This is a genomic window from Peptacetobacter sp. AB845 (assembly GCF_047528295.1).
In the GTDB taxonomy this organism is placed as follows: domain Bacteria; phylum Bacillota; class Clostridia; order Peptostreptococcales; family Peptostreptococcaceae; genus Peptacetobacter.
This window is the reverse complement of record NZ_CP180001.1, coordinates 163,316-177,501: the sequence shown is the minus strand read 5'-3', so window position 1 is coordinate 177,501 and position 14,186 is coordinate 163,316. Positions and strand designations below refer to the sequence as shown.

Below are 14,186 nucleotides of genomic sequence, written 5' to 3'. Positions count from 1 at the left end.
TAGTAAAAATTGATAAATAAAATTAAATAGAAAATTAGAATTATAAAAATGAATATTAAATAAACAGAAGTAAATTCGAATAAATAAAAGTGAAAGAAAGGAGTAGCTATGCAAGAGAGAAACATTGTAATAAGAGGAGCAAGGGAAAACAACCTAAAAGGTGTAGACCTGACTCTTCCTAGAAATAAATTCATAGTATTTACAGGACTTTCTGGTTCTGGGAAATCATCTCTAGCATTCGACACAATTTATGCAGAAGGTCAGAGAAGATATGTAGAAAGTCTTTCATCATATGCAAGACAATTCTTAGGACAGATGGAAAAACCTAACGTTGAGTATATAGAGGGACTATCTCCAGCTATATCAATAGACCAGAAAACAACATCAAAAAACCCTCGTTCAACTGTGGGAACTGTAACAGAAATATACGACTACCTAAGACTATTATTCGCAAATGCAGGTGAAGCTCACTGTGCAGTTTGTGGAAAGAAAATAAGCCGGATGACAGTTCAGGAAATAACAGATAAAATATTAGAATTTCCAGAAAGAACAAAAATCCAGATACTATCACCTATAGTTAGAGGGAAAAAAGGAACTCACAAAAAACTAATCGACAATGTAAGAAAAGAAGGATTTGTAAGAATAAGGGTAGATGGAGAAAATTACGATATAAACGATGAAATAGAAATCGAAAAAAATAAAAAGCATGATATAGAAGTTGTAGTAGACAGAATAATAGTCAAACCAGGGCTAGAAAGCAGACTTGGAGACTCTCTTGAAACTGCACTAAAACTATCTGACGGACTTGTAATTGCCCAGGTAATAGGTGGAGAAGAAGTAATGTTCTCTACAAAATTTGCCTGCCCAGACCATGGAATAGGGATAGAAGAATTATCTCCTAGAATGTTCTCATTCAATGCTCCATTTGGTGCATGTGAAGCTTGTAAAGGACTTGGAGAAAGTAAAGAAGTAGATCCAGACTTAGTAGTTCCAAATAAGGACTTAACTATAAAACAGGGTGCTATTGCAGCTTGGGGAGCAGCGGCTACAAATGATGAAACATACTACAGCATGATGATGAAAAGCTTGGCTGATAAATATGGTGTAGACATAGATGTTCCATTTAAAGAACTACCTGAAGATTTTGTACAGGAGCTACTATATGGAAATGGAGTAGACAGCACAATAGTTGAATTTGAATTTGACTCAAAATTTAGCGGAAGAAAAAAATACAGAGCACATTTTGAAGGTGTTGTAACAAACATATCAAGAAGATACCAAGAAACAAAATCAGAATACATGAGAGATAAACTAGAAGAGTTTATGGCAGAAAGTCCTTGCCCTGTATGTAAAGGAAGAAGACTTAAAAACGAGGTTTTATCTGTACTTGTAGGTGGAAAAAACATAATAGAAGTAACAGACTTATCTATAAATGAATTAATAGAATTTATAGATGGACTAAACGACACATTCTCAGAAAAACAGAAAATGATAGCTGCCGAGATAATAAAAGAAATAAAAGCTAGAGCATCATTCCTTAGAGATGTAGGTCTTGATTATCTAAATCTATCGAGAAAAGCAGGAACACTTTCTGGTGGAGAGGCACAGCGTATAAGACTTGCAACTCAGATAGGTTCTGCACTTGTAGGAGTACTTTATGTACTAGATGAACCTAGTATAGGACTTCATCAGAGAGATAATGACAAGCTAATTGGAACTTTAAGAAACCTAACAGACTTAGGAAACACACTTATAGTTGTTGAACACGATGAAGATACAATGAGAGCTGCGGACTACATAGTAGACATTGGTCCTGGAGCTGGAATCCATGGTGGAGAAATAGTAGCTGAGGGAACTGCAGAAGAGATAATAAACAATCCAAACTCTATTACAGGAAAATATCTAAGTGGAGAAAAACAGATAGCAATTCCAGAAACTTTAAGAGAAGGAAATGGAAACTTCATCGAAATCAAAAAAGCATCTGAAAACAACTTAAAAAATATTAACGTAAAATTCCCACTTGGTAAATTTGTATGTGTAACTGGAGTATCTGGATCAGGAAAAAGTACACTAGTAAACGAAATACTTTACAAAGGTGTTGCAAGTAAAGTAAATAGAGCTAGAATAAGACCGGGTAAACATAAAGAAATAACTGGAATTGAAAACATAGACAAAATAATAAACATAGACCAGAGTCCAATAGGAAGAACACCTCGTTCAAATCCTGCGACTTACACAGGTGTATTTGACCATATAAGAGACTTATTTGCATCTACTAATGAAGCAAAAGCAAGAGGATACCAGAAAGGTAGATTTAGTTTCAATGTAAAAGGCGGAAGATGTGAGGCATGTAAGGGAGATGGAATTATCAAAATAGAAATGCACTTCCTTCCAGATGTATATGTTCCTTGTGAAGTATGTAAAGGGGAAAGATACAACAGAGAAACTCTACAGGTAAAATACAAAGACAAAACAATATCTGATGTACTTGATATGAACGTAGAAGAAGCACTGGAATTCTTTGAAAACATACCAAACATAAGAAGAAAACTAGAAACTCTAATGGATGTAGGTCTATCATACATTAAATTAGGACAGCCATCTACACAGCTTTCTGGTGGGGAGGCTCAGAGAATTAAACTAGCAGCTGAACTTAGCAAACGTCCAACAGGAAAAACATTGTACATATTAGATGAGCCGACAACTGGACTTCACATGGCAGATGTAGACAAACTAATCGACGTACTTCAAAGACTTGCGGACACAGGAAATACAATAGTTGTAATAGAGCACAACCTTGATGTAATAAAAACTTGTGACCATATAATCGACTTAGGTCCAGAAGGCGGAGACGGTGGAGGAACAATAGTTGCCACAGGAACGCCAGAAGAAGTATCTAAAGTAGAAGAAAGTTACACAGGACAATTCCTAAAAAGATATTTTAAATAAATATAAGAAAAAGAATTCAACTTTTTTAGTTAGAAAATTTATAAAAGATTAAACATAAAAGGGACTGCTGCAAGATACGCAATAGTTCCTTTTTCTTTACAACAAATTTGTCTGAGGTATAATTATAATATAAAAATATAAGAAAAATACTACTAAAAATGGAGAATAAAATGGAACAAATTTTAATTGTAGAAGATGACCTAAGGCTCAATCAAGGATTGTGCAAAGCCTTAAAATCGGAAAATAGAAAAATTATATCTTGTATGGATTTAAAAAGTGCAAGAGAACAATTAGAGATTGACGACGTATCATTGATATTATTGGATATAAACTTACCAGATGGAAATGGATTAGATTTTCTAAAAGAATTAAAAGAAGAGGATGCAATTAGACCTGTGATTTTACTCACTGCAAATGACACAGATATGGATATTGTTGAAGGTCTTGAACAAGGAGCGGATGATTATATAACAAAGCCATTTTCTTTAGCAGTTTTAAGAGCAAGGGTAAACACACAACTTAGAAAAAATGCTATTAATCTAAAAAATGAAAATGGTAAAAATAAAAAGATTTTAAAGATAGATTGTTTTGTATTTGACTTTGACAATATGATATTTTTAGCTAATGAAGAAAATATAGAACTAAGCAAAACAGAGCAAAAGTTATTAAAAATATTAGTAGAGCATCAAGGTGTAACAGTGAGTCGTAATATGCTGATAGACTATATTTGGACGGATGGAGCAAAATATGTAGATGAAAATGCACTTTCTGTCAGTATAAAAAGACTTCGTGACAAACTTGGGGCACAGGATTATATAAAGACAGTTTATGGAATAGGGTACAGTTGGGTGAAAAAAGATGAGTAAATTGATTATATTATTTGCGTTAATTAGCATAATTGCAGCTTTTACAGTTGTTTTAATAAATCATATACGCACTAAAAAAACTATGGATACACTTGAAAAAATGATAGACTCTGCAGCTGATGGGGAATACTCAGAAACAAAATTTGACGAGAGTAGATTATCCGCATTAGAAACAAAGTTCTCTAATTATCTCGCATTATCAAATACTTCATCTAAAAATATTATGAAGGAAAAAGAGAAAATAAAAACTTTGATTTCTGATATATCACATCAGACTAAGACTCCGATTTCAAATCTTATTTTGTACAGCGAACTAATAGAAGAGGAAGATTTATCTGAAGATATGCGTTCTAATGTAGAGGCGATTAAACAACAAGCTGAAAAACTAGAATTCTTAATAAAATCTCTTGTAAAACTTTCAAGATTGGAAAATGGAATTTTAAACTTATCGCCAAGAAAAGAAGAAATTCAACCTATGCTACAAGATATATATGAACAGTATATCTCTAAAGCAATGGGTAAAAATTTAGAATTAAACATTGAAAAGACAACATCAAAAGCTACTTTTGACAGAAAGTGGACTACAGAAGCACTGGGAAATATTGTAGATAATGCAATAAAATACACAAATACTGGGGAAATAAATATTAAAGTACATGAGTATGAAATATTTACAAGAATTGACATATCAGATACAGGAATTGGGATAGCTGAGTCCGAGCAAGCAGAAGTATTTTCACGTTTTTATCGTTCTCAATCAGTACACAACGATGAAGGTGTGGGAATAGGACTTTACCTAACAAGAGAAATTATTTCCAGTGAGGGTGGATATATAAAACTAACATCAGAACTTGGAGTAGGGTCTACATTTTCTGTATATATTCTGAGATAGATGAAATCTAACAAAACTGTTAGATTTGATATATTTCCAGAAAGAATGTGGAAAGATTTGTATGAGATAATCTGTATATAGAGATGAAGGAACATCTTTTATATACAGATTTTTTTAGAAACATAAATTTTAGAATGAGAATAATAAATTTCTACATATAAATCTAAGGAAATTTATGTTGTGGAGGTGTGAGATATGAAAATTTTACAAGCAGATAATTTAATAAAGATTTACGGCTCTGGTGAAAATGAAGTCCATGCGCTAGATGGAGTTAATTTTTCAGTAGAAAAAGGAGAATTTGTTGCTATTGTTGGAACATCAGGATCTGGAAAATCAACATTATTACATATACTAGGTGGGCTAGATAGGCCGACATCAGGAAATGTAGCAGTAGACAATAGAAATATTTTCTCTTTAAAAGATGAGGAGCTAACTATTTTCAGACGTAGAAAAATTGGATTTGTATTCCAAAATTATAACCTAGTTCCTGTTTTAAACGTATATGAAAATATTGTACTTCCAATCCAACTTGATGGGAAAGAGCCAGATGCAGATTATATCAAAAGTATAATTGAAACACTGGGAATAGAAAGTAAATTGGATAACCTTCCAAATAACTTATCAGGTGGTCAGCAACAACGTGTAGCAATTGCAAGGGCACTAGCTTCAAAACCAGCTATAATACTTGCCGATGAACCAACAGGAAACCTTGATTCAAAAACAAGCCAAGATGTACTTGGATTATTAAAAGTAACTAGCCAAAAATATACACAAACAATAGTAATGATTACCCACAATGAAGAAATTGCTCAGTTAGCAGACCGTATAATTCGTATTGAAGACGGTAAAATTGTAGAGCATTAGGGGGGTGGCAGTTATGAAAGTTAAAAATAAAAAATGTATTCGTAATTTGAGTATCAAGCAATTTAAAGCTGGAAAAACTAGAAATTTAATTGCTGTTTTTGCGATTGCATTGACTACATTACTGTTCACATCAATATTTACAATTGCATTTTCTATAAATGAAGGAATACAGGAATCAAATTTCCGCCAATGTGGTGGTTGGAGTCATGCTACTTTTAAGTATATGACAGAAGAACAATTTGAAAATATAAAAGATGATCCATTAATACAACAATATGGAAAAAGACGCTTTGTAGGAATGCCCTCAAAAGTGCCTTTTAATAAAAGTCATGTAGAAATTGGATACTCTGATAAAAATCAAGCTCACTTTATGTATTGTGACCCTGTAGAAGGAAGATTACCTAAAGAGGGAACAAACGAAGCAGCAACAGATACAAAAGTACTTAAACTATTAGGAGTAAAGCCTAAAATAGGTGAAAAATTCACAATAACATTTGATGTAGATGGAAAAGAAACAACACAAACTTTTACACTTAGTGGATATTGGGAATATGATGAAGCAATTGTAGCAAATCATGTATTAATTCCAGAAAGTAGAGCAGAGTCTATATTCAAAGAATTAAATGTCATCCCAGGAAAAACTGGTGATACTATGACCGGAAGTTGGAATATGGATGTAATGTTTAAAAATTCTAGAAATATATCTAAAAACGTGGAAACAGTACTTGAAAATCATGGATACCAAGAAAAAAATAATTCAAATGATGGAACATATATTTCAACTGGCATTAACTGGGGATATAGTGGAGCACAGATGTCAGAAAGTATGGATTACTCACTAGTAATTGCAATTGTACTTGTATTACTGCTTATTATTTTTACAGGATATTTAATAATATACAATGTATTCCAAATTTCAGTTGCAAATGATATTAGATTTTATGGATTATTAAAAACAATAGGTACAACTCCTCGCCAGCTTAAAAAGATTATTCGTCAACAGGCTATGCTTCTTAGTCTAATAGGAATCCCATTTGGATTACTTTTTGGTTGGATAGTAGGGAAAGTTTTAACAGCAGCTGTAATGAAGCAGTTTGATGGACTTGTGAGTGTAGTTTCTATTAGCCCAGGTATATTTATTTTCGCTGTTATCTTTACTTTATTTACAGTGTGGATTTCTTGCATAAGACCTGGAAGAATAGCATCGAAAGTTTCTCCAATAGAAGCAGTTAGATACACAGAAGGAAGTAATATCAAAAAGAAATCTAAAAAAACATCAAAGAAAGTATCGCTTTGCTTAATGGCAAAAGAAAACTTAGGTAGAAGTCGTGGAAAAACTATAGTAACTATAATTTCTTTATCATTAGCAGTTGTTTTATTAAACTTTACAGTTTTATTTACAAAAGGTTTTGATATGGATAAATATGTATCTAATTTTGTATCTACAGATTTTGTCTTAGCAAATGCTTCATATTTTAGTGGAGATAATTCATTTAGTGATGAAGAGGAAGTATCGACATCTGTTATAGACGAGGTATCTAAGCAAAATGGAATAACGGATAGCTGTAAAGTATACGGAAAGACTTCACATATACAAGAATTAATAACAGAAAAAGCATATAGGAATAACTACAATCAGTATATGTCAAAAGAAGAGATAGATAATAATATAAAATTAGAAGAAAAAACAAAAGATGGACGTATTTCAGATGATGTACAAATTTATGGAATGGAAAAATTTGCACTAGATAACTTAAAAGTTTGGGAAGGAGATCTTTCAAAAGTATATGAACCAGGAAGTAGAAATATTGCAGCTGTATATGTTGAAGACGATTACGGTAAACTAAGAAAAGACTCTCGGTGGGCAAAGATAGGAGATAAAGTTACAGTTAGATATGTAGATGAATTTGAATACTACAATCCAGAAACAGGTGAAGTATATCCAAAGGGAACTAATCTTGAACAAGTTTCTTTATGGAGTGCTAGAGCTAAGAAATATAAAGATGTTGAATATACAGTATCAGCAATAGTAACTGTACCAACTGCACTATCTTATCGTTACTATGGACATGATGAGTTTATATTAAATGATAAGACTTTCATACAAGACTCTGGAACAGACTCTACAATGCTATATGCATTCAACACTACAAAGAAATCAAATTCAAACATGGAAACTTTCCTTAAAGATTACACAACAAAACAAAATCAAGAATACGACTATGAAAGCAAGGAAAAATATGTATCAGAATTTGAAAGTATGCGCTCTATGTTCTTATTAATGGGTGGAGCACTAAGCTTTATTGTAGGATTAATAGGAGTACTTAACTTCTTCAACGCAATTCTTACAAGTATAATTACTAGAAAAAGAGAATTTGCAATGCTACAATCTGTTGGTATGACAGGAAAACAACTAAAAACTATGCTAGTATATGAAGGTTTATACTACGCTTTAGGAGTTGGAGTTCTTTCTCTAGGTCTATCAATAGTATTAAATCCATTTATTGGAAAAACTATAGAAAATATGTTTTGGTTCTTTACTTACAAATTTACAATAACATCAATTTTAATAGTTATGCCTATGTTTATCCTATTAGGTATAGTATTACCGTTAGTAATTTACAAATTTGTATCTAAAGCAACAATTGTTGAAAGATTGAGAGAGAATTAGTAATGAAAATAATTTGTTTTTAAAGTATAATTAAATAAAGAAATTAAACAGCCTGAAAAATATTTTTTCAGGCTTTTTTTGAAGGTGGTGGTTTTTCTATGAATAAGCACACAAAAGTATATTTAAACAGAAATGAGTTTGGGACAGTTTCGGGTATAAAATTTATCGAGCTACACTATGCAGACCTTACAGAATTTTACTACCCAATAGACCTATTAGTCCTTGCATCATATAAATACCATGAAGGCTCTACACAGAAGGCGTTTGAAAAAAGCTTCATGGAAAAATATGGAATGTCTATGAAAGAAATACAAGAAGATGCTGCTTTAGATTTAAATAAGTCACTTGGAGTTTGGATGTCTAAGGAATTTGATGTTGAAAAGGTAGGATTTAAAAGAATTGCCTGCATAGAATTAGATGATAGAACAATAACTGCGGAATGTTTTTCTGAAAGAATAAGAAATCTATTTGCTGTGATAAATCTTGCAGATGGAATTGGTATAAATATAGAGAATATAGCGATGCCTGTTATGGGTTCTTGTTTGAAAAATTTACCAGACGATGAGATTCTAAGCATACTTGTAGAGCAGAGTAGATTTGCTATGGAAAAGACATACAACCTAGATGGGATATACATAGTCGATAACGATAGAGAAAGGGTTATGAAATTTGACCGGAAGATGAACGAAATCCTAAACAGAACTGATGTAGATCAGGAAAATGTGTTTAGCGATGAGCAATGCGACGAAATTCTTTGCGATATGTGGTCTAAGATGAAATACTACAGAGAACATGTTACTTCTGGAAAATTCAAGAAAAGAGATAGAAGTGATGTTTTAATTGAATTTGAAGCAAGAATTGAGAGCAGAGAGTTAAGACAGTTCGAGTTCTGTGTATTGGCGAGAAAAATGCTTGAGTTTATCATATATGATATAGGTGGGGATAAGGCTGGAAATAGAAACTTATTCCAGAGAATTGAGTATATGAGAAAAGCTGAGCTTGCATCTCCAAGAATTACTGCATATATGCATATAATTAGGGCATTTGGAAATGCTGAGGTTCATACAGATGAAGAAGTAGAATATTCAATAGAAGAAAACTACTTAGACAGACAGATACTTGTAGAGTGTCTATCAAGAGTGGTTGATTATTGGATTGCGTATAAATATAGAAGCAACAAGAAGATTAAATAGTTTAAAACTGTATTCAATTAGGTATAAAATTTATATGTTAAAATAAAATTAGCATATAAAAATTGAAGTTTAATGGAGGAAATAATTTGTTTGATATACAGGAACATTTAAAACAACTTCCAGAACAACCTGGAGTTTATATAATGAAGGATGCTTTTGATAATGTAATATACGTTGGAAAAGCTGTTGTGCTTAAGAACAGAGTTAGACAGTATTTCCAATCGTCTAAAAATCATTCATCAAAAGTAAAATCAATGGTAAAAAATATCAGAAGTTTTGAATATATAATAACCGATTCAGAAACAGAGGCACTGATATTAGAGTGTAACTTGATAAAAAGATATAAACCAAAGTACAATGTGCTACTTAGAGATGATAAGACATATCCATATATAAAAGTTACTACAAATGAGGATTTTCCTAGAGTCATAAAAGTTAGAAAAGTGGCTAAGGATAAGGCTAAATACTTTGGGCCATACACAAATATAACAGCTGTAAACGACACTCTTGAGGTAATCAGGGATACATATCCTATAAGAACGTGTAAAATAGATATAGACAGAGCTATAAAGAATAAAATGAGACCATGTTTAAATTATCATATAAAGAAATGTATGGGGCCTTGTACTGGCAAAGTTTCAAAGGAAGAGTACAGACAGATGATAGACGAAGTTATTATGTGTCTTTCTGGAAAAGAAGAGAAGCTTGTAGAAATTCTTACTGAAAAAATGCAAAAATGTGCAGCTGACTTTAGATTTGAAGAGGCTGCAGTTTACAGAGATAAGATAAAAAGTTTAGAAGAGATGGTTCAAAAGCAGAAGATAGACACGAATACACTAGACTTAAATCAAGATATTATCGCTATGGCTAGGGCAAATAACGAAGCATGTGTTCAGATTTTCTTTGTAAGAAATGGTAAAATTGTAGGAAGAGAACACTTCATATTAGAAGGAGTTATGGATAGCAGCAGAGAATCAATCCTTGGTTCATTTGCTAAGCAGTTCTATATGGAGCAGGAATACATTCCAAAAGAGATAATTATCGAGGATGAAATAGAAGACCAGGGAATTTTAGAGGACATACTTACTGCTAAGAAAGGGCAGAAAGTTGTTATAAGAGTCCCTCAAAAAGGCGAAAAAAAGAGCTTAGTTGAAATGGTTAGAAAAAATGCACTTGAGTACTTAGAAAAATTCTCAGATATGAATAAGAGAAAGTACGAAAAAAGTATAGGTGCACTTGAGGAATTAAAAAATCTACTAGAATTAGAAGAGTTACCTATAAGAATAGAGTCTTTTGATATTTCTAATATACAGGGTGTAGACTCAATTGGGTCTATGGTAGTTTACACAAATGGTAAAAAAGATAAAAAAGAGTATAGAAGATATAAAATCAAGACTGTAATTGGGCCAAATGATTACGATTCTATGGCAGAGATACTTGAAAGAAGGATAAAGCATGGAAATCTGCCAGATTTAATTTTACTAGATGGTGGTAAAGGTCAGGTTGGTGCTGTCAGAAAAGTATTTGACAGATATGGAATAGATATTCCGCTTTGGGGAATGTATAAAGATGATAAACACAGAACCAAAGGGCTGATAAATGAAACTAGAGAAATTGAATTGTCAAAGACTAGCAATCTGTACAGATTTGTAGCTGGAATTCAGGAGGAAGTCCACAATTATGCGATAACATATCACAGAAGTCTTAGGGATAAAAAGCTTACAAAATCAGAGTTAGACAATATTCCAGGAGTTGGAGAGAAGAGGAAAAAGGCTCTACTTGCAAAATTCAAGACTTTAGAAGGTATAAAAAATGCGACATTGGAAGAGCTTGAAGACACAGAAACTATGAACTCTACAGTTGCTGAAAAAGTATATGATTTCTTTAGAGAAAAGGAGCAAGGATTATACTAGAATCAAATTATAATGATAAAAAAGGAGTGAAAATATGGAGAGCAAAGTTAATATATTGGATATTATAAATGCTTTGGATTTAGAAGTGGTGAATTTTCCAGATGATGGAAGAGATCACTATGTAACAACTCCAGAGCTAAATAGACCAGGGTTACAGTATGCTGGATTTTTTGAATATTTCTCATCAGAAAGAATACAGATAATAGGGAAGAGTGAGTATGCATATTTTGCGACAATAGATGATGAAACTAGAAAAGAAAGATTAGAAAAATTATTCTCTTATGATATTCCGGCGGTAATAATCTCTAGGGATATGGAAGTAAAAGAGGATTTCTTAAAAATTGCCGAAAAACACGATATAATAGTTTTAAAATCTAATAGAAACACTACAAGATTGATAAACAAATTATCAAATTACCTTGAAAATAGAATGGCTAAATATGAAACAGTGCATGGTGTTTTAGTTGATATATACGGTGTAGGTGTACTTATCAAGGGTGAAAGTAGTGTAGGTAAATCAGAAACTGCCCTTGAATTGGTTCAGAAGGGTCATAGGCTTGTAGCTGATGATGCTGTTGAAATAAGAAAGACAGATGAAAATAAACTAATAGGTCAGGCTCCAGAGCTATTAAGACATTTTATGGAAATAAGAGGAATAGGTATATTGGATGTAAAAACACTTTACGGTGTTAGAGCAGTAAAAACAAGACATGAAATAGGTCTTGTAATATACCTTGAATCATGGGATAAGAACAAGTACTATGATAGACTTGGGTTAGATAGAGAATACGAAAATATAATGGGTGTGCAGATAGAAAAAATGACTGTACCTGTAAAACCAGGAAGAAACACATCTATGATACTAGAAGTTGCTGCTATGAACTATAGACAGCGAGGTATGGGATATGATGCAGCTGAAGAATTTACTAAAAAATTAAATCAGCTACTTCAGAGCGATAGATAGATTATATTGAAAAAGAGGGAGATACTGTCTATTTACGCTCCAGGCAATCAAGTTGCATTGTCGCTGTAAATAGACAGTATAACCCCCTCTTTATACAATAAAACTATTAACCGTAGCTGAAGGAGATGATAAATAATTTTTTCAGTAAATTCCTCAGCTTGCTACTAAGAGGGTGAATAGGTTACATGAGATAAAAGAGATAAAAATATTACTTTATTCTATTATTTTATAATCTTTGATGAGCCGGTGCGGTGAGCTTTGATTACTATTCACCAGTATTAAAACTGAGGAAATAAAAAAACATCTATTTGTAGCGACAATGCGGCTTGACCGCCTGGAGCCAAAATAGATGTTTTTTATTTCCTGTTCTATAAAACTGGTGAAAGTAATCTAGATATAGATTCTTTCATTTTTATGTATGTAGATCTACTTTCGTATATTTCTTTTGTTATTTCTCTAGAATTTTTAATATCTCTTTCAAATATCATTCTCTGTTCTCTTGCTTTTTCTTCAGAATAGATAAATGCGTTTACTTCAAAGTTAAGTTCGAAGCTTCTTATATCCATGTTTGCAGTTCCTATAGATGCAACTGAATCATCGTAAACTATTGTTTTAGCATGTAAGAATGCATCCTCTCCATAAGTGTATATTTTTGCACCATAGTCTAGAAGTTCTCCTGCATAAGAGTATGATGCCCAGTATACGAATGGATGGTCAGGTTTTGAAGGTATCATGATTCTTACATCTACACCAGATAGACATGCAACTTTTAGTGTTTCCATTAAAGTTTTGTCTAGTATTAAGTATGGACTCTGAATATATACGTAATCTCTAGCTTTTTGAATCATCTTCATATATCCGTATTTTATTTCATCAAGTTCAGTTATATCGGGACCACTTGAAACAATCTGGATTCCAACATTTCCATTTGATTTTTCTCTCTTTTTAGTAAAGTACTTAGCTAAATCTAGGTTTTCTTTAGTAGTGTATCTCCAATCAAGAAGGAATCTCATACTTAAGTCGATTACACAACTACCAGTAAGTTTGATATGAGTATCTCTCCATTCTCCAAATTTAGGATCTCTTCCTAGATATTCGTCACCTACATTAAATCCTCCAACAAATCCAACTTTACCATCTATAACAACGATTTTTCTGTGGTTTCTAAAGTTTATGTTGAAGTTTATTATATTTAAGAATGAAGGGAAGAAATTAGCAACCTGAACGCCAGCTTCCTTCATTTCCTTTACAGCCTTTTTGCTAAGGTTTCTACCTCCAACAGCATCGTATAGAAGTCTAACTTCTACACCAGACTGAGCCTTCTCTTTAAGTATTTCTATTATTTCTTTTCCTATTCTATCATCTTTAAATATATAGAACTGTATATTTATGTATTCTTCAGCTTTTTTTAGCTCTTCAAGAAGTGAATTGAAGAACATATTTGATTCTGGATAAATATCTACATCGTTGTCCGCTGTAAAGTGGGCATTGTTTGAATTCGCAAGTGTGTAGATAATATCTTTATTTTCATCTAAGTATGGGTCTAAATTAGACTCAATTTCTACATAAGATTCTAGTATTTTATTTTTTATAACTCTATCCTCTTTTTCCTTAACACTGAACATATTGTTTTTTGCAATACTTCTACCAAACATCGCATATAGTATGAACCCAAGTGGAGGAACAAGGACTAGTATAACTATCCAAGTAAGAGTATTGTCGATATTTCTCTTTCCTCTAAATATAAGGTCTATAACAAGAATAAAGTTTATGAGATAAACTGTTGTAAGTATAATCTCATATAATGATAATGGTAAATTTTCCAAAAAAAGATCTCCCCTCTTAAAAATTTTAATCGTAATTTAAATTGAAAT

General features: G+C 32.2%; 9 protein-coding genes. 8 read left to right on the top strand and 1 reads right to left on the bottom strand.

Translation table 11 applies throughout. The annotated features are described in order from the left end of the window. The first annotated feature begins 108 nt into the window (after nucleotides 1-108). The 8 genes from uvrA (at nucleotide 109) to hprK (ending at nucleotide 12,312) form a co-directional block, all read left to right on the top strand. Nucleotides 109-2,949, top strand: coding sequence for an excinuclease ABC subunit UvrA (gene uvrA, locus ACK2WO_RS00775; RefSeq protein ID WP_414698110.1), 2,841 nt, complete (start codon nucleotides 109-111; stop codon nucleotides 2,947-2,949). A 170-nt stretch (nucleotides 2,950-3,119) separates the two neighbouring features. Beyond that, complete coding sequence (locus ACK2WO_RS00770) at nucleotides 3,120-3,815, top strand: response regulator transcription factor (RefSeq protein WP_414698109.1); 696 nt, start codon at nucleotides 3,120-3,122, stop codon at nucleotides 3,813-3,815. Next, nucleotides 3,808-4,707, top strand: a complete 900-nt coding sequence (locus ACK2WO_RS00765) for a sensor histidine kinase (protein ID WP_414698108.1) — start codon at nucleotides 3,808-3,810, stop codon at nucleotides 4,705-4,707. The genes ACK2WO_RS00770 and ACK2WO_RS00765 overlap by 8 nt, the downstream gene beginning before the upstream one ends. Before the next feature lie 195 nt (nucleotides 4,708-4,902). Then, nucleotides 4,903-5,571: an ABC transporter ATP-binding protein gene (locus tag ACK2WO_RS00760; RefSeq protein ID WP_414698107.1), complete on the top strand. Its 669-nt coding sequence runs from the start codon at nucleotides 4,903-4,905 to the stop codon at nucleotides 5,569-5,571. 13 nt (nucleotides 5,572-5,584) lie between these two features. Then, the gene (locus ACK2WO_RS00755; RefSeq protein WP_414698106.1) at nucleotides 5,585-8,242 is read left to right on the top strand and encodes an ABC transporter permease; all 2,658 of its coding nucleotides are present in this window, start codon (nucleotides 5,585-5,587) and stop codon (nucleotides 8,240-8,242) included. 98 nt (nucleotides 8,243-8,340) lie between these two features. Beyond that, nucleotides 8,341-9,435, top strand: coding sequence for a DUF4145 domain-containing protein (locus tag ACK2WO_RS00750; protein WP_414698105.1), 1,095 nt, complete (start codon nucleotides 8,341-8,343; stop codon nucleotides 9,433-9,435). Between the two features lie 86 nt (nucleotides 9,436-9,521). Beyond that, the gene (gene uvrC / locus ACK2WO_RS00745; protein WP_414698104.1) at nucleotides 9,522-11,348 is read left to right on the top strand and encodes an excinuclease ABC subunit UvrC; all 1,827 of its coding nucleotides are present in this window, start codon (nucleotides 9,522-9,524) and stop codon (nucleotides 11,346-11,348) included. 34 nt (nucleotides 11,349-11,382) lie between these two features. Continuing rightward, nucleotides 11,383-12,312, top strand: coding sequence for an HPr(Ser) kinase/phosphatase (gene hprK, locus ACK2WO_RS00740; protein WP_178412662.1), 930 nt, complete (start codon nucleotides 11,383-11,385; stop codon nucleotides 12,310-12,312). 368 nt (nucleotides 12,313-12,680) lie between these two features. Here the strand turns inward: hprK and cls are convergent, their stop codons facing one another. Continuing rightward, on the bottom strand, nucleotides 12,681-14,138 hold the full coding sequence (gene cls, locus ACK2WO_RS00735; RefSeq protein ID WP_414698103.1) for a cardiolipin synthase: 1,458 nt from the start codon (nucleotides 14,136-14,138) through the stop codon (nucleotides 12,681-12,683). Nucleotides 14,139-14,186 lie beyond the last annotated feature (48 nt).